The sequence below is a fragment of the Lactobacillus sp. ESL0703 genome, assembly GCF_029433435.1.
Classification (GTDB): Bacteria; Bacillota; Bacilli; order Lactobacillales; family Lactobacillaceae; genus Lactobacillus.
Window position 1 is genome coordinate 270,609 of sequence record NZ_JAQTIB010000001.1, and the last position, 25,602, is coordinate 296,210.

General features: G+C 40.0%; 14 protein-coding genes. 10 read left to right on the top strand and 4 right to left on the bottom strand.

Annotation, left to right across the window (positions count from 1 at the left end):
• The first annotated feature begins 4 nt into the window (after positions 1-4).
• Positions 5-1,657, top strand: a complete 1,653-nt coding sequence (locus PT278_RS01200; protein WP_277129621.1) for an FAD-dependent oxidoreductase — start codon at positions 5-7, stop codon at positions 1,655-1,657.
• 21 nt (positions 1,658-1,678) lie between these two features.
• Complete coding sequence (locus PT278_RS01205; protein ID WP_277129622.1) at positions 1,679-3,496, top strand: FAD-binding protein; 1,818 nt, start codon at positions 1,679-1,681, stop codon at positions 3,494-3,496.
• A gap of 133 nt (positions 3,497-3,629) precedes the next feature.
• Here PT278_RS01205 and fni read toward each other — a convergent pair whose 3' ends face one another.
• The 4 genes from fni to mvk are packed head-to-tail and all read right to left on the bottom strand — an operon-like array spanning position 3,630 to position 7,643.
• A complete protein-coding gene (gene fni / locus PT278_RS01210; RefSeq protein ID WP_277129623.1) occupies positions 3,630-4,646 on the bottom strand; it encodes a type 2 isopentenyl-diphosphate Delta-isomerase in 1,017 nt (338 codons plus the stop codon).
• A gap of 8 nt (positions 4,647-4,654) precedes the next feature.
• Entirely contained in the window at positions 4,655-5,737 is a 1,083-nt protein-coding gene (locus PT278_RS01215) for a phosphomevalonate kinase (RefSeq protein WP_277129624.1), read from the bottom strand.
• A 35-nt stretch (positions 5,738-5,772) separates the two neighbouring features.
• Complete coding sequence (gene mvaD / locus PT278_RS01220; protein WP_277129625.1) at positions 5,773-6,735, bottom strand: diphosphomevalonate decarboxylase; 963 nt, start codon at positions 6,733-6,735, stop codon at positions 5,773-5,775.
• The gene (gene mvk / locus PT278_RS01225) at positions 6,735-7,643 is read right to left on the bottom strand and encodes a mevalonate kinase (protein ID WP_277129626.1); all 909 of its coding nucleotides are present in this window, start codon (positions 7,641-7,643) and stop codon (positions 6,735-6,737) included. Before mvk ends, mvaD begins: the two co-directional genes overlap by 1 nt.
• A gap of 75 nt (positions 7,644-7,718) precedes the next feature.
• On the opposite strand from mvk, the gene PT278_RS01230 reads away from it, so the two are divergent.
• From PT278_RS01230 to PT278_RS01265, 8 genes are all read left to right on the top strand, one after another.
• A complete protein-coding gene (locus tag PT278_RS01230; RefSeq protein ID WP_277129627.1) occupies positions 7,719-11,195 on the top strand; it encodes a PD-(D/E)XK nuclease family protein in 3,477 nt (1,158 codons plus the stop codon).
• Between the two features lie 3 nt (positions 11,196-11,198).
• The gene (gene addA, locus PT278_RS01235; RefSeq protein ID WP_277129628.1) at positions 11,199-14,810 is read left to right on the top strand and encodes a helicase-exonuclease AddAB subunit AddA; all 3,612 of its coding nucleotides are present in this window, start codon (positions 11,199-11,201) and stop codon (positions 14,808-14,810) included.
• Between the two features lie 21 nt (positions 14,811-14,831).
• Positions 14,832-17,618, top strand: a complete 2,787-nt coding sequence (locus tag PT278_RS01240; RefSeq protein ID WP_277129629.1) for a helicase C-terminal domain-containing protein — start codon at positions 14,832-14,834, stop codon at positions 17,616-17,618.
• Positions 17,611-18,093, top strand: a complete 483-nt coding sequence (locus PT278_RS01245; RefSeq protein ID WP_277129630.1) for a hypothetical protein — start codon at positions 17,611-17,613, stop codon at positions 18,091-18,093. Before PT278_RS01240 ends, PT278_RS01245 begins: the two co-directional genes overlap by 8 nt.
• A gap of 66 nt (positions 18,094-18,159) precedes the next feature.
• Complete coding sequence (gene asnS, locus PT278_RS01250) at positions 18,160-19,458, top strand: asparagine--tRNA ligase (RefSeq protein WP_277129631.1); 1,299 nt, start codon at positions 18,160-18,162, stop codon at positions 19,456-19,458.
• Between the two features lie 72 nt (positions 19,459-19,530).
• Positions 19,531-20,172, top strand: coding sequence for a DnaD domain protein (locus tag PT278_RS01255; RefSeq protein ID WP_277129632.1), 642 nt, complete (start codon positions 19,531-19,533; stop codon positions 20,170-20,172).
• On the top strand, positions 20,172-20,795 hold the full coding sequence (nth, locus tag PT278_RS01260) for an endonuclease III (protein WP_277129633.1): 624 nt from the start codon (positions 20,172-20,174) through the stop codon (positions 20,793-20,795). Before PT278_RS01255 ends, nth begins: the two co-directional genes overlap by 1 nt.
• A gap of 264 nt (positions 20,796-21,059) precedes the next feature.
• Complete coding sequence (locus tag PT278_RS01265; protein ID WP_277129634.1) at positions 21,060-25,592, top strand: SLAP domain-containing protein; 4,533 nt, start codon at positions 21,060-21,062, stop codon at positions 25,590-25,592.
• The last annotated feature ends 10 nt before the right edge of the window (positions 25,593-25,602 follow it).

A 25,602-nucleotide genomic window follows, 5' to 3' on the forward strand; every position in this document is an offset into this window, starting at 1 on the left:
TATAATGATCAAAGACGGAACATATCAAGGAAGTGCCCAGGGGCATAATGCTAATATCGAAGTAACGGTTTCTGTAAAGAATAGCCAAATATCAGCAATCAAAGTGACTGATCATCAAGAAACAGCACTGCTTTCAGATAATGCGCTAAAGTTAATTCCTGAAAAAATTGTTGCTAATCAGTCAACTGCAGTTGATGCAATAACTGGTGCAACTTTTACTTCAAACGGTATTTTAAATGCGACTAGAGCTGCTTTAACTGATGCCGGAGCAGAAACAACTGATTATTCTACTCCAGAAAAAATCACTAAGAAAGAACATGAAATTAATACAGATGTAGTCGTTTTGGGTTCAGGACTGGCAGGATTAAATGCGGCCATCACAGCTAAAGAAAAGGGAGCAGATGTTGTTTTAATTGAAAAGACGGGACGCTTAGGTGGTAATTCCGTTGTTTCAGGCGGCTTTATGTACGCTACCGGTAGTAAATTTAATAAGGAACAAGATAATGATCCTGAAAATTTGCTGCAATTTTATGAGGACTTTGCGCAAAAAGACGGTGGCGAAATCGATCATGATTTAGTTAAAACAATAGCTGATAATTCAGGAGCTGCAGTTGATTATTATGCTGATAAATATGGTGTGGAATTTTCAGCAATGCCGCTAGGAATTTCTAAGAAGCCACGGACACATATCAATTTTAAGCTAGGACCTGTAGCAATTATGGCACCGCTTCTTAAACGCATCGAAGAATTGCAGATACCTGTCTTATACGATCAAAGTTCTGAAGAAATTAAAACTGACAATCATCAAATCACAGGCGTAGTTACTGTAGGTAAATATGATGATTATAATATCACATGCAAGTCTGTAGTAATTGCAGTTGGCGGTTTTGATGGCTCAAGAAAAACTCGTGATAAATATGCACCAAGTGCTAAGGGTACTCGTTCAATGTCAACACCATACAATGATGCCGATTATCTTAAGCTCACCGAAAGTTTACATGCTGCTTCAGAATTTAAAGACGGTGTAATGGGAATCATGACTGCTAATTATCTATCAGTTGGTGGTGCAGCTAATTCATTAGTTGTCTTAGGCAGAACATTAGCAGTAAATAATTTGGGCAAGCGTTTCACTAAAGAAGGACAGCATTATTCTTTAATGTATAATGATGCTCTTAAATCTGATGGCAACAGGTTTTTCTGGATATTTGATAAAGATAATGAGTCCTATAAGGTAGCTGCTAACTTGCCGGAAGCAAAGAATTGTACTTCACTAGACGATGTTGCTCAAGTAGTTGGTTGTGATAAGCAAGTGATTAGAGAGACTGTCTCTCGCTATAATTCCTTTGCTGGTAAAGAAGATTCGGATTTTGGTAGAGACGATATTAAACCAATTGCTCAAGAAGGACCATATTACGTAATCGAAGGCTACCCAACAACTGTTGCTGGGTTTGGCGGTCTAAAGATTAATACAAATGCTCAAGTACTGGATATTTCTAATAAGCCAATTGCTGGAGTTTATGCAGCTGGTGAATCTGCTACTGGACAAATTTTTGTTCATACTTATCCTTCAACGGGAACAATGCTTACTACTTGTACTGTGTTTGGCAGAATTGCTGGTAATAATGCGGCAAGTTATGCTAAAAATACGGCACTTTAATAAGTAATTGAGGTAAAAATAATGATTGTAAATAAAAATACATATTACGATGCCAGCTATGATGTAGTTGTTTTAGGTTTTGGTGGTGCCGGTGCGACTGCTGCTCGGTTTGCTGCAGATAGTGGTGCAAAGGTTTTAATTATTGATTCAGCTCCAGAGGGTCATGAAGGCGGCAATACTAGATATGCAGCTGAACTAGTTGGTTATAGCAGCAATGAAACTGATTATCGTAATTATTATGAACATTTAGCACAACACTTTGAAATTGATCCCGAAATTGAAAATACAGTTGTGCATGGAATTACTCATATGAAAGAATATTTCCAAAAATATTTGGGTGTTGCTAATCCCATTAGTTATAAGACGATTTTAGGACTTCCTGAAGATGCTGTAATTGCGGATCATCCTGATCTTCCGGGTGCTAAGAGCTATGACATGATTACCTTGAAGCCGGGGATTTTTAATGCTTCATTATGGAATGCTTTAAGACAAAATGTTTTAGATCGCAGCGATCAGATTGATGTATGGTATTCGTCACCTGTGAAGCACTTATTGCAATTGCCAAATAAAAAAGTAGTTGGTGCGCAAATTGAGCGCGATCATGTTTTGCTAAATATTTATGCTAAAAATGGTGTTGTATTGGCAACAGGTGGGATCGAAAATAATCCGCAAAAGATTCAAGATTATATCGGCTCGAATAAATTAGTTCCTTTGGGAACGCTATATAACAAGGGAAAAGGAATTGATCTTGCCCATGAAGTTGGAGCAGATATGTGGCATATGTCAATGTATGCCGGTGGAGGAATGCAACAATCATTTGCATTTTACGAACCAGGAATGAAACGTGCACCATTTTACATGGGCAACCCAATTTTCTTTACTGGCAGTATCTTTACTGTAGGTGATGATGGTACGCGTTACTTTAAAGAAGATCAAGCAGCACGTGAAGGTTATATTGAAAACCATGGGTCATGGTATAAGCCGTTGAATCCAATTCACCCATACTTTGTCTTTGACCAAAAGCAATATGACCAGATTAGCAAGATTGATACATTCCCTGATAATAAGGCGCTTAATTCAGTTGTGAAAGGTGATACTGTCTCTGAATTGGCAGATAAAATGGGGGTAACTTTTGAAAAATTACAGCAGACAATTGATGAGTTTAATCTATTTGCGGAAAAGCAATATGATTATGCCTTCCATCGCGCCCCAGAAACCTTAACTGCATTTGATAAGACAGGTCCATATTATGCAGTGCCACTTGTTCAAACAATTGGCTGGTCAGAAGCTGGTCCAAGAAGAAATGCACGTGCAGAAATTCTTGATCCTGAACATAAACCAATTCCACATTTATATGGTGCAGGTGAATTAGGCAGCAACATGTCTAACTTATACCAAGGTGGTTCTGACCTTGGTGATTGCTTGATCTTTGGTAAAATTGCAGGTCAAAATGCGGCTCATCCAAAGGATGATAATGGTAATTGTGATGGAATTTGTGTTGCTGATAAATTAAATAAGCCACAAACACCTAAGTCATTAACTTCTGATATAAAAAAGGAAGATTACCCAACAGGACCTAACCAATATATTGGCAAATCCATACAAGGTATGGGGGACGAGATTGTTGTCAGAGTGACTGTCGACAAGGAAAAGAATTTAAAGAATGTTGAAGTTTTGAAACAAGCAGAATCCGATGATTACGGCTTAAAGGCAATCAAAGAATTACCACAAAAAATGGTTCAAGAAAATTCTGTTGATGTTGATGCAGTTTCAGGTGCCTCTAATACAAGCCGCGGTTTAAAAGACGCCGTCAAAGATGCACTAAATAAAGCTAAATAGAAAAAAAGAAGTTCTAATTTAGAACTTCTTTTTTATGTCCAATTAGCAATCTAAAAAGGACTAGCCGCTAATAAAACATCGGAAGCTAGTCCTAAATTTAATAATCTGTCATAATTTTAATTATGTAAAGTACCTAATCTAATTGCATTATTAAGTCATGCAAGGGTAGGTCAAAATATTTCTTAATACTTGTTAAGTTAGACAAATCTTTTTGACCATAAATTGCTAATAGACCAGCTAATTCATGCTGCCAATTCTGAATCATTTGCAACAAAAATTCCGGTGTGTTTTGTTCCATTGCTTGTAAAAAGACATTAGAAATACCGACATATTGACCGCCTAAGCATAGCCCTTTGAATACATCAAGAGGATTGCGGACACCACCAGAAACAATTAGGTTAACTTTTTCTTTTTGAGCCATCATTGCCGCGATAACTGTTGGCAAACCTAAATCTTCTAAATAAGAGAGGTCACTCTGGTTACGAGCATTTTCAATTTGGGCAAAATTGGTGCCGCCGCTGCCAGCAACGTCAAACCATTCAAAGCCTTCATTTTTCAATAACCGAATGGTTGCCTGGTCAAGGCCGAAGCCAACTTCTTTAATAATAATTGGAATGGTAATTTCTTGGCGCAGATTTTTAAGATTATCTAACCAGTGAAAGTCGCGTTCACCTTCAGGCATGGCGATTTCCTGAACTGTATTTAAATGGACCTGCAAAGCATCGGCTTGCAATTCGTTGACAATTTTTTGTGCATCTTTTGGAGCCGTTTTAGCATTGATATTAGCAATAATCACGCCATCAGGATTGGCCTCACGGGCAACTGAAAAACTATCAAGCTGTGCGTGCTCTTTGACTAAGATACTAGCAGAACCTAAAGCCAGTCCAATCTTAGTTTGATTAGCAATCTTACCCAATTCTTTGTTAATTGTCAGTGACTTAGGTGAACCACCAGTCATCGCGTTAATGAAGAAGGGTGCATTGATTTCTTTACCAAACATTGTTGTTTTAATTGCAGCTAAGTCAACTTTGGTTTCGGGTAATGCCGGCCGCAATAAATGCATTTGGTCAAAACTATTGGCTTTTTCGGATTGAAAAAAAGTTTGTGCTAAGGCTAAATGTTCTTCTTTACGTTTAGATCTGATTGACATTTTTTCTCCTATTGAGCAAGTTTAACTTGGTGCACGTGAAAGTTGAGGGGTTGAATTCCGTTTTCCTGCCACTGACTTTCTAAGGCAGCGACATTAGTTGCTCCGTCTACAATTACAATGCCGCAGTCACCGTTACCGGCACCAGAAGTCTTAGCTGCACCGCCAAAGTTTTCCGCAATATTGATTAACTTAGACAGGCGCGGAATTTCAATTGCAATTTGGTTAATTTGGGCAAAATGCTGCAATAAACCGCGATTGACACGGATCTGTGTTTTAATCAAGTCAATATTACTTTGTTCAAATCCAGTAATCATGTTCAACACGCATTCGCGTGACGCCCGCAAAAATTCTTGATACTCACCATTTAGAGCAGCACGATTAGCATTAGTTTCATCAACTAACCGTGATGTTGAAGCTGGCTTTTGGCTCCAGCCTATCATTAGATGCATCCCTTTTGGTGGCGTTAATAATTGGATTTTCAATCCCGGCCATGCCTCGTTAACGATTTCTGATAATGTTTTGCTGGTCAATTCACTAGTCAGCCATGCCTTATCAAAGGTTTGGTAAGCCAGCCAGCCGCCGTATACGCTGGCTGCAATATCGCCAGCAGAACCGTTACCCTGAACCGAATAGTGAGAGATGGCGGATAATTTATAAACTAATTCATTGCTAAAAGGCACATTATAAAAATGCAAAATTGACTTAACCGTTGCAACTGTTACTGCCGCGCTAGAACCCAAGCCGTACTTTTTGCCATCAGCCGAATCTAAATCTGAATTAACGTACAAGTCATAAACTTCCATGGTAACGTTTTGTTCAATACAGTAACGTTCTGTGTATGAAATTGCAGCTAAAATATATTCGAAAGGATTGTCACGATTATCAATTACCATTTTGGTACCTTTGCGTACCCAGTGAATTGAGTCTTGTGAATACTGCTTGGAGTGAATTGAACCCGTTGTTGATTTGCTTTTAGTAATCGAAACCCGAATAAACTGGTTAACCGCAACTAAGATTGCTGGGCAATCTTGTTCTAAGACGGCATATTCACCAGCAATATATAATTTCCCGGGTGCTTGCTCTGTGATCAATTAATTTAATCTCCTAATCAATTAAATTACATTAATTAGTCCAGGCATGAAATACCTGGACCAAAACTTGCATTTACTATCTTAGCATTCTTAAATACAGACTCAAATGAATTGGTCACATCTTTTACATTTCTTAACTGGCAGAGAACTTTAACATTAGGCCCAGCATCGATCGTGTAGTAACATTCAATTCCACGGGCCCGCAATTGCGCAACTAATTTAATCGCACGAATGGTATCCGGCTCAAAATAAGTAAAACCAGGTTGGGCAGTCAGATTAATTGCATGCATCTCACTGGCGTTAAGTTCGGCTAATTGTCCTAATTTAGTAAAATCATTTTCCTTGATCGCGGCAATCATTGCCGCCATTTCCTGTTCATTGCGCGCTAGCCACGGTTTAAAAAAGGGTGAGGATTGGGCTTGCTTCATCCCACCAGTTGACGATAACTTTTTCGGTTGCTGGTTTAACTCAATTGCTAAAAGGTGCAGATCCATCTGCGGCTTTTCATCCAAGGCGTAAGCATAAGAACTGGCATCATCCGTACCTTTTTGCCAAACCGCAAACCCACCATAAATTGACCTGGAGGCAGAGCCCGAGCCAAGTCGCGCTAAGTAGGAAAGTTCTTTACGTGTAACATCTAATTCATAATATGAGCAAAAAGCCCCGGCTAAGGCAGCAAAAGCCGAACTAGATGAAGCTAGTCCTGCAGCTGTCGGCACGTGGTTGGTCGAATGAACGGACAATGCACCTGTGACGTTAAAACGCTGTTGTAATTTTTTTAGATAGGTAAAAACACGCTGGGCACTTTTTCCCGTTTGTTCAATATTATTTAAGAAAAAATGGTCACCAGTTGTACTAGCCGTAATTTTCGTATCCGTATAAAACTGATCCAAAGTCATTGACAAGCTAGACATAAGCGGTAGGCGCAGCTGGTCGTCAGCTTTGCCCCAATATTTAATTAATGCGATATTTGTATGCGCGCGGACTGTTTTAGCCATTAAATTTCCTCGATCCATGAATTTGCGATTAGTGCTTGACTTGCGGCAATGATTTTTTCTGCTGCTTCTTGGTTAGGGCACAGGGCAATGACAATTCCGCCAAGGCCACTGCCAGATAACTTAAAGCCTAACGCTCCGTTAGCTAGGGCCAATTTTTGTAATTGGTCAATTTTAGTGGTTGCTAGGCCAAAGGCTTGCAAGATTGCTTGTGCCTGATTAAAAATATGCCCGACTTCGACTTGCTGCTGGTTAAGCCACGCTGTCTTAGTCGCCGTGGCTAATTGACCCAATTGCGCAATCATTTGCTTTTTAGCGGGATCCAGCTCCATTTGGGTATGTACCTGATTAACAGCTTCTTTAGTGCTGCCTAATTCGCCAGTATCCATGATAAGTAGGGTTGCTCCCAATTGTGCATTGAGAGTTTTTGGACCCATTTTTTGGTTAAAAAAGACCAAACTGTTTGAATTAACGGTTGCCGCATCAAGACCAGAGGCTTTGCCATGATTAATGGTTTCGGCATGATTGGTAATTGCCATGATTTCCTCTTCTGCTAAGTTTAAGGCAAAATACTGGTTTAAGGCTCTAGTTGTTGCCAAGGCAACTGTTGCACTCGAACCCAAGCCGCGTTCAGTCGGGATTTCTCCCGTATAAGTGATTTTAAGTGGTTCGCTGCTGTTAGCCTTAGCCCGCATTGTTTTAACAACGTACTTTAAGCCATCGTATTCATTTGGAGCAGTAAAAAAAGGGCCGTGGTAACGAGCGGTGTCTAACCACATTTGCGAGCTAGGTTCAACGGTCGCCTTAATCTGCAGGGACATAATCGGCAGAGCTAGCGCATCATAACCATAAACAACCGCATGTTCGCCAATTAAGATGACTTTGCCATGTGCTAAATAACTACATTTCATTTTATTTAAGATCCTTAATGTTAGTAAAAAATTGTGGCTCCTATGCTAAAATAATAGCTAAGGAGAAGTGAACAAATGATCAAGATTCTAGTCGGTCGGCAGACAGATCCTTTGCAAGAAAAAATTCTGCAACTAGCAATTGAAAATTATCAAAAGCAGCCAGAACATGAAACTTTTATTATTGTACCTAATCATATTAAGTTTACCACAGAAATTAGGGCAATAAATAAGCTTGCTGTGAGTCAAAAGCAGGTAGAACAGTCCGTGAAGAATTTGCAGGTTCTGTCATTTTCGCGACTGGCCTGGTACTTTTTAAAGGATGCCGAGGAAGGATTGCCCACGCAATTAGACGATGCGGCCGCCGCGATGCTATTAGCGAAGATTATTGAAGAAAAGCGCGACCAGCTGCATTTATTTAAGAACGTCAGCGTTAATTCCGGTTTAGTCAAGCAGCTTTACGATACCATTCTGCAGGTGCGAGCTGGTAATATTGATCTGGATGAACTCGATGACAGCAATTTAGATTTGGAAACGAAGAACAAGATTGCTGATTTACGTGTGATTTATGATGCCTTCATCACGAAAATCGCGGGTAAGTTTTCAACCAAAAATGAAGTACAATTACAGTTAAACGAACTCTTGGCCAGTAAGAAAGACTTAGGTAAAACCGATTTTTACTTTAGCGATTTTTCACATTTTTCATTACAAGAATGCTTAACTATTAAGCTGTTAATGATGCATGCCGGCAGTCTTACCCTGGCCTTCAAGACCAAATTAGGGCAAATTGATCCCGATGCCGAGGCTGGCGACTATGATTACGTCATTCAAAAAACAATTAGTCAACTGACGCATTATCTGGATGACCATAACTTAGATTATCAAGTTACTGCCACGCCGATTGCACCTAAACCATCAAATCGCGAATTATTAAACGAATATTGGACGGGAACAATTACACCGCCGGAAGAACTGAAGCAGGTGCAGCTAGTACGAGCTGATTCACGTTATGCTGAAGCGTATTTTGTCGCACGCACAATTTATCAGCAAGTAGCTCTGAGTAAGTATCGTTACCGTGATTTTTTGGTCTTAACACCTAATCTGCACGAATATGAGACCTACTTAACGCCAATTTTGCGGCAAAATAAGATCCCGTTTTTTAATGACTTGCAGCAGGAGATGAAATATCATCCCTTAGTAGTGCTAATTGAAAATATTGCCCAACTACTTGAACGCCCCCTGCAAACCAGCAATTTACTGGCGATTTTAAAAACACGTTTGTTAATTCCCGATTGGTATCAGGATGAAGCTGCCTATGTTCACGACGTCGATGAACTAGAAAACTTTGTCTTGGCACACGGGATTAACCATAACTTGTGGCGACGTGACTTTACTGATTATGTGGCTGCCGAAGTTATTAGATTAGACAAGATTCCAGATGAAGTAGCTAAGATTAGTAAGCTCAAAGATTACTTTGTCAGTCGGATTTCTGGCTTACTAACCGAGATGAAAGAAGAAACAGACAGTCAAAAGGCTGTTACCATCTTCTTTAACTTTTTAACGCAAAATGGTGTTCCCAAGCGTCTAGAAAAGTGGCGTGAAGATGCCCAAGAACAGGGTGAATTGCAGCAAGCCCAGCAGCCTGAGCAGGTGTGGGACTTATTGATTAATTTACTTCACGATTATCTGTTAATTAACCCTGATAAGTTCGATATAGACAGCTTTTTTTATGTATTAACTAATGGCTTTAAGGAAGCAACTTTTTCGCAGATTCCTTCGACTTTAGATGCAGTTAACTTGTCCGAAATGGGTATGATCCAAATCAGCGGCTACAAGCAGGTCTTTATTATTGGGGCAACCAGTAATAACTTGCCGTCAATTCAAAACATTCCGGGCTTTTTAAGTACGGAAAACTTAGACAAATTAAGCCAGGCATTTGGCGAGGATTCATATTTGGAAGACCACCAAGAGCTCAGCAATTTAGACCAAAATTACCAATTTGGTCTGTCTCTTGCCTTAGCGCAAGATAAGGTTTACCTTTCTTATCCGGTATTAAATGCTGCTAACGAAGAATTAGAACCGTCAATTTACTATGAAAGGCTGAAACAGGCTGGTGCTCCCGAATTTAGTCAACATAACCTGCCGGATAAATTACAGAATTTGTTGTCATTTTTGACTAATCCCGAGGCCAGCCTTGGTTATCTGACGTATTTAAGTCAAAATCAGCCAGAGCCTCATGTTCAGCAGTTACTGTCATTAACACAAAAATATTTGCCACAAAAGACGGCAACGGTGCTTGAGGCTAGTCAATTCGATAATCAACCGAAAGACATTGGCCCAGAATTAGCGCAAAAGTTATACGGGGAGAACCTTAATTCTTCGGTTTCACAACTAGAGACCTTTTACGAAAATTCCTACGAATATTTTTTGAATTACGGGTTACGATTGCGCAAACGCTTTGAAAATGAACTTGATGTTATCCAAGCCGGGAATTACTTCCACGAAACGTTTGACCGCTTAGTTAAGGAATTAAACCAGCATAAATTAGACCTAGCTGAGATCGACCAGACGACCTTGCAAAGGCTGCTTGAATTAGCCCGGGCAAAGATGCAGGATGAGACCAAATACCAACAGTTGATGAATGATCCGTTTAATAAGTACCTGTTTCGGTGTCTAGACCAAACAACAACTAAGGTGGCAGCTAATTGGCACCGTTCACTGCAAAAAACTCCTTTGCGGGCGCAATATTCGGAATTAAGCTTTGGTCTAGGCGAACAAGTTAAGGGACTAAACTTTGCCATTCCTAACTTAGCAGGAGACCACCACGTTAATTTGCGCGGTAAGATGGATCGGGTCGACCTTGCCCAAATTTCTGACCAGCAGGAATTCTTAGCTCAGGTCATTGACTACAAGTCATCGGCGAAAAAATTCAATCTTGGCTTATTTTATAACGGAATTTCCCTGCAAATGGTGTCCTACCTTGATGTCTTAGCACAAAATCAGGACTTTTTTACTGGCAGCAATTCCTTGTCACTACTAGGAGCCTTTTATCAAACAGTTACCCGGCAGATCGAACGGCTCAACGGTAAAGATTTGATTGGTACGGATTTACTTCTTAAAAAGCCGTCGCTTGATGGGCAGACACGGCTAAAATACACGGGACTAATTAATAATGATCCCGACTTACTATTAAAGGCGGAGCCGCTGCTTGAAGAAAATGGCCAAGTTTCGGAGCTGTATACTGGTGTTAAGACTAAGGCAAAGGGCGGTTTTAGTTTTAGCAGTAAGAATGACTTTACTGAAGATGAAATCAACCTGTTGTTAAAGTATGACGAAGACCTAATCAAGGAAGCTTCCAGTCAGATTTTGTCTGGGCAGGTTAAGCTCAATCCTTATAAGTATGGTAAGAGCAAAAATGCCTTAACTTATTCCGACTATCGTGATGTCTTCTTTTTTGACTCCATGCTTAAAGAAAACAAATATCATCAAATCAGTAATTTAAGCAAAAAAGAGCTGCTCAAGAAAATCAAAGAAAAATTAGGAGAGAGTGACTAAATAATGCCCCAATTTACTAAAGAGCAACAACAAGCGGTTAATGATCGCGGGCAGGATATTTTGGTCTCTGCATCAGCTGGCAGCGGCAAGACCACGGTCTTAGTCGAACGGGTCATGCAGGAAATTTTAGCGGGCACAGGTGTTGACCAGCTATTAGTTGTGACCTTTACCAAGGCAGCCGCGCAAGAAATGAAGACGCGGATTAAGCAGGTATTGGAAGAGCAATTAGAATCAGCCGCAAATAAGCGTTATCTGCGTCAGCAGCTGAATCAAGTTGACACGGCAAATATTTCAACAATTGACGCCTTTTGTTTGGATGTGATCCATCGTTTTTACTATGTAATTGACATTGATCCTAGCTTCAGCGTCTTAACAGATGAAACACAAGCGGCACTGCTGCGTGAGCGGGCACTGCACGAAATTGAAGCCGAATTTTTAGAGGCAAAGGATAAGGACTTCATTGCCTTTTATGATAACTTTGCCGGTGATCGGGATGCCGATTCTGCTCAAGGATTGCTGCTGGACTTATATGACTTTGCCATGGCCAAGCCCGATTATCGCGATTGGCTCAAGCAATTAAGTCGGCAATATGAAGTCGGCGATAGTATTATTAAGTCTTCTCTATGGCAGGAACAAATTAAGCCGTACCTAACGAATACTTTTGCAAGTCTTAATGAAAAAATTGAGCGGCTGCTGGCTGGCAGTCAGCTTGAAACTAAGGAATTAAGTAAGGTGCAGTCAAGCTTTACCCAATTTCAGCAGGCGTTAGCAAATTATCATAAAAGTTTGGCAGAAGATGAGGATTATGAAACGCAACGTGCATATTTACGCAGCTGCATTTTCACTGGAACTTATCGTAAGTCCAGCAAATGGGACGAGGATCTGCTTGACGTTTATCAAGAAAGTCAGACTTTAAAAGAAGAAGCCAAAAACCAGATTTTTTCAACGTATACTTCCTTTTACGTGACAGATGAACCTGAGCAGCTTGACCTGTTAAAACAGGGCAAGCAAATTATGACGGCAATTACCAAGGCTGAACTGGCTTTGATTGACCGTTTTAACCAGTTAAAGCGCGCTGAAACTCTGCTCGACTATAGTGATATGGAGCAATTAGCCTACCAAATCCTTAGTCAGGACACGTCAAACTCGCAGTTAGCCCGTGACTTTTATCGCAATAAATTTAAGGAAATTCTGGTTGATGAGTACCAGGATATTAATGCCTTACAAGAACGAATTTTGCAATTATTGAAAAAGGACGGACAGAACAACCTCTTTATGGTGGGGGATGTTAAGCAGTCGATTTATGGCTTTCGGCAAGCTGAACCCAGTCTGTTTCTTCATAAATATCACACGGCAGCACAAGCTGATAATAAGAATCAAGAACGAATTTTATTATCAGCCAATTTCCGGTCTGCTAAGCCCGTTGTGAAGCTGGTTAACCAAGTATTTGATAGCATTTTAAGTACCGACTTTGGGGGGATTGATTATTCTCGTGAAGGTCAGCTGGTATTTGGGGCGCAATACTATCCGTCTAATTTGCCAACAGCTAGTGAAATTCTTTATCATGAAAAAGAAACGCAAACAAATCAAGACGAAATTGAGCCGGATATTGATGCCAGCGAAATCACGATGGTCATTAACCGGATTCAGCAATTTAAAAAAGAACATTTAATGGTTTATGATGCTCATTTGGGACACCAGCGGCCCTTTAAATATAGTGATATTGCTATTTTAACCAGAAGCCGCAGCGATAACTTAACAATTATGCAGGAGTTCGCCAAGAACCAGCTGCCATTATTTGTGACTGATGCCAAGAATTACTTTCAGACCCTGGAATTAACGGTGATTATGAATTATTTAAAAATCATTGATAATCCGGATCAGGACATCCCGCTAGTCACGGTTTTGCGCTCCCCGCTGTTCAACTTTAAAGAGCCCGACCTTGCCAAAATTCGAATTCATAGTAAAAATTCCAGTTTTTACAGTGCACTGACCTCTTACGTGGTAGTCGGTGACCAATTAAGCGATCGCATTAAAGCCTTCTTAAATCAATTAGATGACTTACGGCAGTTTGCGACTAACCACCGAATTTCAGAATTAATCTGGAGTATTTACGAACGGACTAGTCTTTTAGAAATTATGACTGGACTGCCTAACGGTGAACAGCGCCGGGTTAATCTTGAAGCTCTCTATGAGCGGGCAAGTTCTTATGAAAGTGCCGGCTTCAAGGGGCTGTACCAGTTCATTAACTTTATTGAACGTATGCGCCGCAGCCAAAAAGATTTGGCACAACCGCTACTGACCAAAGAGGCTGGCGATGCCGTTCGGCTAATGACGGTTCACGGCTCCAAGGGACTAGAATTTCCGATTGTGTTCTATGTTGGCCTGCAGCATCGCTTTCAAATGCGTGATTTAAGTGGTAATTACATCATCAACGCCGATAATGTTGGCTTGACTTTACGGCGCAAACACTATCGCGCTGATTCACTAGTCAAGTCGATTGATAATATTAAGCAAAAGCAGCAATTATTGGAAGAAGAAGCGCGAATTTTGTACGTTGGCCTGACGCGGGCCAAGCAAAAGTTAATTTTGGTGGCGGATATTCCGAGTTTCCCGAAAAAAGTTGCGGCTTGGCATCTTCAACTGAATAGTAAAGGTCAGCTAGCTTTAGCCGATAAGTTAACAGCCACAAGCCCAATGAATTTTATTGGGCCGGCAATTCGTTTTGATGAACATCCTACTCAAAAGATCAGTGACGTAACGAGTGAATTAGATCAAAGTCAAGACTTGTTAATCATTAAGTATGACGAAGAACAAGTCACAGCCGCACCTACTCAAAAAGCCCAGCAGCAAGAAAAGCAGGATTTAACTTTGCTTAATCAGACTGCCCAGAAGTTATATGACTTTGTTTATCCGTTTAGCGATGCCAGTCAAACAACGGCCTATCAAGCCGTTTCCGAAATCAAGAAGGCCTTCAATGACCCAATTGATACCGAACTGGAAAATGCGCACCTCTTGTCATCTACCAACCGCTATCTGCAGCCAATCGACACCAAGCCGAATTTTCTATTTGAATCAAAATTTACGGGTGCAGAAATCGGTACCGCAACTCACCTAGTCTTGCAGTATTATGATTATCGCGGCAGTGGTGATGATGACCAGTTAGATAACGAAATTCAAGAATTGGTCAAGCAAAAGAAGCTAAATCCGCAAATCGTTGCCAATCTTAAAAAAGACGAGATTGACTGGTTTGTTCACAGCGATTTTGCTCGTGAATTTTGGCAAAAGCCAGATAAACTAAAACGTGAAGTCGACTTTTCTAGCTTAATTGCGGCGACAACACTGTTTAAGCAATTTAGTGATCCTGATGCCAAGATCCTGGTACACGGAACAATTGACGGCTATTTTGAAGCTGACGACGGGATTATTCTGTTCGATTATAAGACCGACCACGTTGATCCGACTAATCTGGACGCGGCAATTGCTAAGATTAAGCAAAAATACACGGGCCAGCTCAGGCTATACGAACAGGCGCTTAATTCTTTTGCCAGCCAAAAAGTAACCCACAAATATCTAATTCTGCTTGACGCAAAAAGGGTAGTAGAAGTTAAATAGAAGAGAACAGGAGGGCAGAACATGACATCATTTGCTAAAGATACTTTTGCGGTGGTCGATTTGGAAACAACCGGGACGCAGCGTGAAGACGATAATCATATTATTCAGTTTGGCTGCGCAATTATTAAAAATCTGCAGGTTGTTAAAACTTATTCATTCATGATTAATCCACACCGTGAAATTCCCTTGGCAGTCCAAAATCTGACCCATATTCATAATGAGGATGTCGCAAAGCAGAAGGACTTTACTTACTACGCTCCTAAAATCATTGAAATCCTTAAGGGAACGGTTTTTGTTGCGCATAATGTTAATTTTGATTTGCCGTTTTTAAATTATGAACTAGTCAGTCATGGCTTTGATGAGTTGCCCAACAAGGCGATTGACACGGTTGAATTAGCGAAGATTGCCTTTCCAACCTTGCCATCATATAAGCTTGGCGACTTAACAGCCCAATTAAATATCAAGCATTTAAATCCCCACAAGGCTGACTCTGATGCCTATGGGACCGCGGTATTATTGATTAAAATTATTCATGAGCTTGAAGCTTTGCCTCAAGCAACACTGAACACTTTGAGCTCACTAGCTCACGGCTTAATTCGTGATACTTCGTGGATTTTTACAACAATTGCGGAAAATGCCCGCCAGCAAAAGCGACCATTAAGTAAAGATCGCATGCAGGTACGCAATATTGTTCTGCAGAAGCAGCAGGTTAATCCTACTAGTAATCCGCGAAGCAGTAAGGCAAAGTTTCCGATTAATAATGAGGTTAAACATAAGTTATTTAAAGGCAAAATTAATTATCGCCAGCCGCAGGTTGACCTGATTAACCAGATTAATGGCTTTTTACGTGATGGTAAGCAGCGCGCAATGCTGGTTGAGGCCCCTAATGGTACTGGGAAAACTTTTTCTTACTTATTCGCTTATGCCTACCAGCTGTATTCCAGCCGAAAGCTTGTCATTGCAACACCAACTAAGGTGTTGCAAAATCAGGTTATTAGTCAAGAAATTCCGCAAATGCTGGCAGTTACTAAGCTTGACTTGACTGCAGAAGTGGTTAAGTCAAGCAGCCACTACCTTGACCTCGACGGCTTTTATCAAAGTCTCTATCAGGGAACGCAAAACAAGCCGACCTTGATTTTGCAGATGCGGATTTTAGTATGGTTAACGCAAACCAAAACAGGGGACTTAGATGAGTTACAATTGACCAATTATCGTGCACCATTATTTACAGAAGTGACGCACCCTGGGGATGCTCGTGTGGGCAGTAATTTTGCGGCCGTTGACTTTTGGAATTTGGCAAGGCAACGGCAGGAACAAGCCGATATCTTGGTAACTAACCACGCTTACTTGGCTAACCATTATAATGATTCAATCTGGGGGCAGAACCCTTACTTAGTAGTTGATGAGGCCCACAGATTTGTCGACAATGTGATTACTTCACGTAACGATTCATTTCAGTTTGAATCGCTTTGGGGTGTGCTTAGTCATATTCGCAACTTACTGTATTACGCTGATGACAGCATTTTAAATCAATACGGCAATGACTCACAGCTTAACTTTTTACTAGAAAAGTTAAATCCGGAACTGCTCGACTTAATTCACGCGATGAATAGTCTGCAGAAAATGTTGTATGGGCAAAAAGAGCAGGCACTTAATCAGAACTTACTGGCAAATGGAAAATTGCTCCTTAGTTTTCAAGGGACAGACTTATTCCCTAAAAAAGGAGACTTCAGGGCGCGGCTGAGTGAATTTCAACGGCGGCTGGAAAGTGTCCGCCAAGAACTTAACCAAATTTTGTTTAAACTGGATAAGGAAGCTGGCGACACCACCAATGATGAAGATGCGCTTTTAGGAGAGATTACTGCCCAGCTTGACCGGCTCGACTTTTACATTGAAAAGAGCTACCAGTTATCTGACCTGCTGCACGACCAAGCTAATTTGCAGCAGGAAGGATTTATCGTTACATTGACCAATCCGCAAGATCCGCTTAGTGCTAATATTAGTTGGTTAATGCTAGATGCCAGCAGTGAGTTAAAGCAAATTTATGCCCGCTTTGACCACCTATTGTTTGTCAGTGCAACTTTAACCAGTGAGAATAGTTTTGCCTTTGCAATTAACCAGCTGGCCTTAGCCGATTTAATGCCTAAGGAATACATTGGCAAAAGTACATTCAAGTTGGCTAAGCACCTTGAGGTCTTATCAGTTAAAGACATGCCGGATTTTGCCGATAATCAATATAATGAACTGCTGGCAGATATTTTGACCAATGATTTGGGTAAGAAAAAGCATGTGCTGGTGCTAATGACCAATTTAGACCAGATTAAAGAAGTCTTTACCGCGATTTTAAACTCACCCAACTTGCAGGACTTTGAGATTTTAGCTCAAGGACTATCGGGATCCAACAATAGAATTGCCAAAAGGTTCGCGATTGCTAACCAAGCGATTATTCTTGGTGCCGACAGCTTTTGGGAGGGCATTGACTTCCACCAATGTGGTATTGACCTGGTAATCGTTGCTAAATTACCGTTCGAATCGCCGGATCAGCCAGAAGTTAAATTGCGCCAAAAAAGGCTGCAGGACCAAGGGCTCAATGTCTTTCAAACTGATACAATGCCGCGCGCTGTTATTCGCTTTCGGCAGGGAATGGGTCGGTTAATTCGCGGCGAAGAAGACCGCGGCCAATTTGTCATTTTGGATTCGCGCATTTGGCAGCGAGATTATGGTAAAGTATTTCTGGATGCAATTCCAGTTAAAACACAAAAAGTCAGTTTAAAGGAGTTACGAGATAAGTTGGCTAATTATGATTAAAGATGATACAAGACAAACAATTAAGTTCGTTACTTGGGTGGTAATCATTGTAGTATTGCTCTACTTTGCATTTGTGGCCCTTTTTTACCAAGCAGGTCAACCAGAACGTAACGAAACCCAGAATGTTAAGCAGATCGCAATCAGTAAGACGCCAATTACGCTGGTAGAAGCACATTATCATCTCGACCGCGGAGTTAATAGCTATGCCGTCAAGGGTATTAGTAAGAAAAATGGTAAGTACTATTTTATTTACTTGCCTGGGTCCAAGAAGGGTTACCTTTATCCTGCTAAAAAGGGCGTCAGTGAAACTACGATTAGAGCAGAATTCAATCAAAAGCATACTGGTGGTAAGATTAATGAGGTTAACTTAGGCTGGTACCAGAATAAGCCAGTTTGGGAAGTAACTGCTAAAAATGCGGCAGGTGATTATAGTTACAAATTATATGAATTTAAAACCGGAAAATTTATCGGTTAAGTCGCGCAAAAGGTAAAACTTTGGTATGATTAAGTTGATACAATAAGGAAAGTGGAATAAGAATTTATGACAGAATTAATTTCAATTAGAGACTGTTCCAAGCATGTTGACGAAGAAGTTAAGATGCATGTTTGGCTGACAGACAAACGTTCAAGTGGAAAAATTGTTTTCTTGCAATTGCGTGATGGTACCGCGTTTTTCCAAGGAGTTATCCGAAAAAATGACGTTTCCGAAGAAGTATTTGAAGCTGCAAAATCATTGCACCAAGAAGCTAGCTTCTACATTAAAGGTACTGTTCATCAAGATGAACGGTCACACTTTGGCTACGAAATTCAAATTTCGGACTTAAAAGTAGTCACTAACAACGAAGGCTACCCAATCACAAACAAGGAACACGGAATCGACTTCTTACTCGATCACCGTCACTTATGGTTAAGAAGTCGGCGTCCATTTGCAATTATGCGCATTAGAAACATTATTTTCAAAGCAACAGTTGACTTCTTTGAAAATGAAGGCTTCGTCAAATTTGATGCGCCAATTTTTATGCATTCTGCACCAGAAGGCACTACTGAATTATTCCATACCGAATACTTTGGTGGGGATGCTTACTTGTCACAATCAGGTCAATTATACGGCGAAGTTGGTGCTGAAGCTTTTGGTAAAATTTTCACCTTTGGTCCAACATTTAGAGCCGAAGAATCCAAGACTAGACGTCATTTAACAGAATTTTGGATGATGGAACCAGAAATGGCATGGATGCATCAAGATGAGTCACTTGATATTCAAGAAAGATTCTTGTCTTATGTTGTTAAGCAAGTTCTTGATAACTGCCAATATGAACTGAAAATTTTAGGTCGTGATCCTAAGAAGCTTGAACCAGCTGCAGAAGGCAACTACACTCGTTTGTCATACGATGATGCTGTTAAGATGCTTCAAGAAGCTGGTCGTGACTTCAAGTGGGGCGACGACTTTGGTTCTCCTGATGAAGCTTTCATTTCCGAAAAATTTGACCGACCATTCTTTATCGTAAATTACCCAACGGTTATTAAGCCATTTTACATGAAGAAGAACCCAGAAAACCCTAAGGAATACCTATGTGCCGATGTTTTGGCACCTGAAGGTTATGGTGAAATCATGGGTGGTTCAGAACGTGAAAGCGACTATGAAATCTTGAAGAAGCAAATCGCTGAAGCCGGCTTAAACGAAGATGACTACAGCTGGTACCTTGACTTACGTAAGTATGGTAGTGTGCCACACTCTGGCTTTGGCATGGGCTTTGAACGGGTAATTGCTTGGATTTGTAAATTAGACCATGTTCGTGAAGCTATTCCATTCCCAAGAATGATTAACCGCATTGAGCCATAGAGTTACTAATAGAATATAATTAAAAGTTGAACTAAAATTTTTAGTTCAACTTTTTTAAAGGGGAGAATTTAATTGCACTACAATGATTTTCGCAAATTAGGTTTTACTACACTTCAGAATGGTCTAATTGCTTATTACCCACAGCTCAAAATCAGTGATCCTGAATTAATTCTAATCATTCAGTTAGAAGCCTTTGCTCAAAAAGGAGAAAACTTCCCAACAAATGAACAAATTGCGGCTAATACTAATCTCTCAACTGGTGAGGTGGCAAGTATTATCCAACAGTTGATTGACCAAAATTATTTAACAATTGACCAATTAACTGATAACCAGGGACGGATTGGGAATTTTTATAACTTGGCTAATCTTTACCAACAGCTTGATGACTTTTTAACGACTAACGTAATGATTAAAAGTCATCAGGACCACACCGAAAAAGTTAGTGATAGTTTAGATAATAATCCGCTTAATACACTTGCACGGCAGTTTGAAATTGAGTTTGGGCGCTATTTAAGTCCAATCGAGCGCGAAGAAATTGCTGCTTGGCTTAGTGTTGACCACTATGATCCAGAAATTATTAAATTAGCATTGCGAGAAGCGGTTTTGTCGCAAGCATACAGCTTAAAATATGTTGACCGAATTTTGTTAAATTGGCAAAGACATAATCTCAAAACCGTCGCACAAGTTCAAAAATTTTTACAAAGGAACCGTTAATGTCACAAGAAGAATTATTAAGCACTGAAGAAGCACGCAAAGTATTGCGTACGATTAATAAGATGTATCCTGATGCCAAAAGTGAATTGATTTGGGACAATAATTTTCACTTGCTTTGTGCAGTCCTGATGAGTGCCCAAACAACTGATAAAATGGTGAATCGGGTAATGCCCAAATTTATTGCGGATTATCCAACCCCAGTTGAACTGGCACAGGCAACAATTGAAGATATTGAAGATCATATTTCTAAGATTGGCTTGTATCATTCTAAGGCCAAGCACCTCAAGGAAACAGCACAAATTTTAGTTGATAAATATGACTGCCAAATTCCTGAAGATAAAAAGACCCTGGTTACTTTACCAGGAGTTGGCGTCAAAACTGCTAATGTTGTTTTAGCAGATGGCTTTGGTGTACCAGCAATTGCGGTTGATACCCATGTTTCGCGTATTTCTAAGAGATTTCATATTGTCCCACAAGATGCTAAACCACTTGAAATTGAAAAAAGACTAGAAGAGATTTTACCACCTGACGAATGGATTCATACGCACCACGCCATGATTTTGTTTGGCCGTTACTCAATGACGGCGCGGGATAAAGACGATCCGTATACATATTTAAAGTAATATAGTAAAACTTGAAAGCGAAATTATTTTCGCAAAAAACACTGCTTTGTTTTTACATACGCAGTGTTTTTTAATTTGTTTTTCTAAAAGTTATCATATCATTTTTATATCGACATTTTGTATATTCTAAAACTATGTATGCGCTTTATTTTATGTTGTTATTTAATCGACTTTTTTGGCAATATAGTGATATTTGGCTATATAATGAAAGTGGTATAAATATATATACTATATAATAAATTTATTATTAAGGAGAGGTTTATAATGAGCTCTAATCATAAAAAGAAACAAAGTCTCTTAAATAAAAAACATAGAAATAAAGTCCATAAGATAACTAGAAATATTGTTGCAGCTGGTACTGCAACAATTGGTGGTGTCCTCGGCGGTCTTGCTGTGTCACCAAGTGTTACTCATGCCGCAAGTGTAACAACAGGTAAGGTAACAACTACTGATGATGTCTTGGCAAATGCCAAGTCAGCAGCAATTCCAGCTTCCCAAAGCGCTTCATCACAGAGTACGACGAATTCTAACTCTGATTCTTCAAGTGCTTCAGAAGACACTGCTCAATCAGTTAGTCAAACAAGTACGAGTAACTCAACTACTGATTCACAAAGCGATCAGCTATCTGAGTCAACAACAGTTAAGAAGTCGCAATCAACTTCATTGACCAAAGATCAAAGTTGGGGAACTAAGGATATTCTTTCCGATATTGCTTCAGCTGCAGCTTCGACTTCGGCTTCAAATTCAGCCAGTTTGAGTGTTGTTGCTAGTACAGCGGCAAGTGCTGCAGCTTCTCTTTCAACTAGTATCCAAACTTCAACGATTAATAGTTTAAGTACATCAGCTAGTCAACTTTCATCATACTCAACCAGTTTGGTTAATTCATTATCAACTAGTTTGAGCATTGCGACAAGTACCGCAACTTCGATTTCAGACAGTTTGATTGCTTCACAATCTACCCAACAAAGTTTAGTAGAAAGTCAAGCTGCATCATTATCAACCAGTTTAGTTGACTCAGCTTCGACTAGTTTGTCAACAGCCGTAAGTTATGCTAATTCGGTTTCAGCTAGTTTATTGACATCAACCTCAACTAGTGCCAGCATTCTTGCCAGCACTCTTGAGTCACTGTCAACTAGTTTTTCTAAACTGTTCTCAACCAGCACTAGTCAAGAAAGTCTTGATTCTGTATCACTTTCTGCTAGTTTGTCGACCTTAATTTCTGCAAGTGAATCAACTAGTGTTAGTGAAAGTAATTCTAGATCTGAGGCAGCTGACGAATATAATTCAGAACAATTATCAAGTCTATCAGCAAGCCTTTCTACTGTTATTTCAGCAAGTGAATACGTGTCAGCTAGTCTAAGTACCATAGCTTCAACTAATTTAAGTACTGTTGCTTCAAATTCAACCAGCTTAAGCGTCCTGTCGAATTCACTGTCAACTAGTTTATCTGAGCAAAGCCAAAGTTTAGAAGCAGCCAGTGTTTCTCTTTCAGAAAGTATTGCTAGTGTAAGTGCATCAACTTCACAGAGTTTACTTGATGCTTACAATTCAGCTTCGACTTCAATTTCAACATCATTAAGTAGTGCAAGCGATAGCTTATCGGCAGTTGTTTCTGAATCAGCTTCAACTTTGGCTAGTGAATCAGCAAGTACTGCATCATCACTCTCACAAAGTTTAAGTGTATTGCAAAGCACGCTGAATAGTGTATCAACTAGTGTCAGTGAAAGTACTTCAGCTAGTTTAGAAACATCACTGTCAACAAGTGAAAGTATCGCTGAAAGTGGTATTAATTCACTATCAACTAGTTTAGAAAATTCACTGTCAACCAGTATCAGTAATCTTGAAAGCTTCGCTAGCTCAATTTCAACTAGTTTGGAAGATTCCGCTTCAGAAAGCTTAAGTACTGCTACGAGTACCCTTGAATCAATTTCAACTAGTGCATCACTTGCAGCATCAACACTTGCTTCACTTAGCGACAGCACTTCAGCAAGTTTAAGTACATCAATGTCTAACGCTAATAGTGAATACACTTCAAGTGAACTTGCATCAGCTTCGACTAGTTTATCAAGTGCAGTTTCAGCAAGCATTAGTACTATAACTAGTCTTAGTGAATCTGCATCAACTAGTTTGATTTCTGCTAGTGCATCAATTTCAGCAAGCTTAAATAGCCTCAGCGTTTCTATATCAACAAGTGCTTCAACTTCGTTACAGGAAGTATACAGTGCTCAAGCAAGTTACAGCTTATCTGCTGAACAAAGTTTAAGTTCTGCTAGTGCATCACTTTCAAATTCGATTAGTAAGTTCATGTCAACTTCAGTATCTGAATCACAAAGCGTATCAGGTAGTGAAAGCCAGTTAGCAAGTATTGTTCAGTCAGTTGCAGAAAGTGCAAGCTTGGTTGCAAACAGTATCTCTACCAGTTTGTCTAGTGTATCAACTTCAACTTCAGCTAGTCTAGCTTCTGCAAGTGAAGAACTCAGTCAAAGTTTATCTAGTGTAAGTACTTCAATTAGTGGATCAGCTTCATCAAGTCTTAGCGAGAGTGGAAGTACTTCAACCAGCACTTCAGTGTCACTTTCAGAAAGTACAAGTACAGCTGCAAGCAAAGTTGCTTCTGGTTTAATCAGTGCATCAGAATCACTTTCAGCAAGCTTAGAGTCAGCAAGTGTATCTACTAGTCAACATTTAGCAAGTATAAGTGAGTCAGCTAGTCAAATAATTTCAACTAGCATTGTTAATAGTGTAAGTGAATCAATCAGTACGGCAATGTCACTTTTAACTAGTGCTAGTGAAGCTGCTTCTAGTTTGGCAGCTGAATCAGCTTCAGCTTCAGTCAGCCTATCTTCAGCAAGTGCATCTACTAGTGCAAGCTTAGCTAGTGAGAGTGCTTCAGTAAGTGCATCTACTTCAACCAGCATTGCTGACAATATAAGTGCATCAATTAGTGCTGCTGCCTCACTTGTCAATAGTGCAAGTTTAGTAGCAAGCCAAATTGCTTCTAGTTTGGCTGCTGAATCAGCTTCAGCTTCGACTAGCCTAGAGGAAGCAAGTACATCAGCTAGTCAAAGCATACTTAATGCAAGTACTTCAATTTCAACTAGCATTGCTGATAGCGAAATGGCATCAAGCAGTACTTCAGAGGCAATTTCAGCTAGTGCAAATTCAGTTGCAAATAGCATCTCTGCAAGCCTAGCTAGTGCATCTACTTCTGCATCAACTGCACTTGAAAGTAGTGTTTCTGCTAGTGAAAGTACTTCTATTAGTGATGCATCATCACTTTCTGACGCTAACACTAGCTATACATCAGAGCAATCATCATCATTAGCTTCAGCTTCTTTAAGTGCAGCTTCTTCACTTTCAACTAGTCAAGCTAACTCAGTTAGTGATAGTACTGCTTCATCTAGCAATTTAGCTTCTTCTAGTGCATCAACTAGTCAAAGCTTAGCAAATAGTAGCACTTCAGCAAGTGCTTCAGCTTCTACCAGTACAAGTGAATCAAACAGCACTGTAGAAGAAATTTCAGCTAGTTTAAGTACGGCTGCAAGTGAAGTTGCTTCTAGCTTAGCTAATGCATCATCATCAGCTTCAAGCAGTTTAGCCGAAGTAAGTGCATCACATAGTCAAAGCTTAATTGATGAATCGGCTTCAACTTCAACCAGTGTTGTCGAAAGTCAAAGTGCTTCAACCAGTACTATAGAATCTGTTTCAACTAGTGAAAGTAAAGCTGAAAGTGAAGCAACTTCTACATTGGTCAGCGCATCAGCTGAAGCTTCACTTAGTGCAAGTTCATTAAGTACATCACTTAGTGCAAGTTTAGCTAGTGCCAGTGAATCAACTTCAACTAGTGTTGAAAATAGTGAACAGGCTTCAACTAGCACTTCGGAATCAGTTTTAACTAGTGAAAGTACGGCTGAAAGTGCAGCATCTTCTGCCTTAGCCAATGCATCGTCATCAGTTTCAACTAGTTTAAGTTCATTAAGTGCTTCAATAAGTGCAAGTTTAGCTAGTGCCAGTGCATCTACTTCAACTAGTGTTGAGAATAGTGAACAGGCATCAGGTAGTACTTCAGAGTCACTTTCAAATAGTGTAAGTCTAATTGAAAAGAGTGCTTCTGAAAGTCTATCTAGTGCATCCACGTCAGCATCAAGCAGCCTAAGTTCAGTAAGTGCTTCTGCTTCAAGTAGTTTAGCTGTCATCAGTCAATCAGTTAGCCAATCTGCTTCACTATCAACTAGTGACAGTTTAGCTAGTCTTTCATCGACTTCAGTTAGTCTGTCTGGTTCTACTAGTGCAAGTGTATCTACTTCAACCAGTACGACTATGTCGCAATCGAGCAACTCAACCTCAACTTCTAGTTCGACTTCAAATCCTGGTTCAACCAGCACTTCGGCATCTAATTCCGCAAGCAATTCAGCTTCAAACAGCGGTAGTAACAGCTACGCTCCTGAAGATAAGCTTCTGATCCACAATGCTTACATCTACAACAAGAAGGGCAAGCGTGTTGGTAAGAAGGTCTTAAGAAGAAGAAAGACCATCAGAATTTACGGCGTTAAAGTAATTAAAGGTCGGAAATTCTACAGCATCGGTAAAGGTAGATACGTTGCTGCAGGTAATATTGCCGGAATTAAGAGACGCTTAGTTCACAATGCCTTCTACTACAATAAGAAGGGGCATAGAATGAACAGAAAGGTAATGAAGAAAGGCAAGTTAGTTAAGGTATACACTATCAAACGAATTAGAGGCAGAGACTTCGTCTACATTGGTAATGGTATCTATGTTGCCGCAGGTAATATTTAATTCTAATCAT

What these genes read in the sequence shown, in the direction of transcription:
- PT278_RS01200 (WP_277129621.1), top strand. Translation starts at nt 5, where the DNA reads ATGATCAAAGACGGAACATATCAAGGAAGTGCCCAGGGGCATAATGCT.
- PT278_RS01205 (WP_277129622.1), top strand. Translation starts at nt 1,679, where the DNA reads ATGATTGTAAATAAAAATACATATTACGATGCCAGCTATGATGTAGTT.
- fni (WP_277129623.1), bottom strand. Translation starts at nt 4,646, where the DNA reads ATGTCAATCAGATCTAAACGTAAAGAAGAACATTTAGCCTTAGCACAA.
- mvaD (WP_277129625.1), bottom strand. Translation starts at nt 6,735, where the DNA reads ATGGCTAAAACAGTCCGCGCGCATACAAATATCGCATTAATTAAATAT.
- mvk (WP_277129626.1), bottom strand. Translation starts at nt 7,643, where the DNA reads ATGAAATGTAGTTATTTAGCACATGGCAAAGTCATCTTAATTGGCGAA.
- PT278_RS01230 (WP_277129627.1), top strand. Translation starts at nt 7,719, where the DNA reads ATGATCAAGATTCTAGTCGGTCGGCAGACAGATCCTTTGCAAGAAAAA.
- addA (WP_277129628.1), top strand. Translation starts at nt 11,199, where the DNA reads ATGCCCCAATTTACTAAAGAGCAACAACAAGCGGTTAATGATCGCGGG.
- PT278_RS01240 (WP_277129629.1), top strand. Translation starts at nt 14,832, where the DNA reads ATGACATCATTTGCTAAAGATACTTTTGCGGTGGTCGATTTGGAAACA.
- PT278_RS01245 (WP_277129630.1), top strand. Translation starts at nt 17,611, where the DNA reads ATGATTAAAGATGATACAAGACAAACAATTAAGTTCGTTACTTGGGTG.
- asnS (WP_277129631.1), top strand. Translation starts at nt 18,160, where the DNA reads ATGACAGAATTAATTTCAATTAGAGACTGTTCCAAGCATGTTGACGAA.
- nth (WP_277129633.1), top strand. Translation starts at nt 20,172, where the DNA reads ATGTCACAAGAAGAATTATTAAGCACTGAAGAAGCACGCAAAGTATTG.
- PT278_RS01265 (WP_277129634.1), top strand. Translation starts at nt 21,060, where the DNA reads ATGAGCTCTAATCATAAAAAGAAACAAAGTCTCTTAAATAAAAAACAT.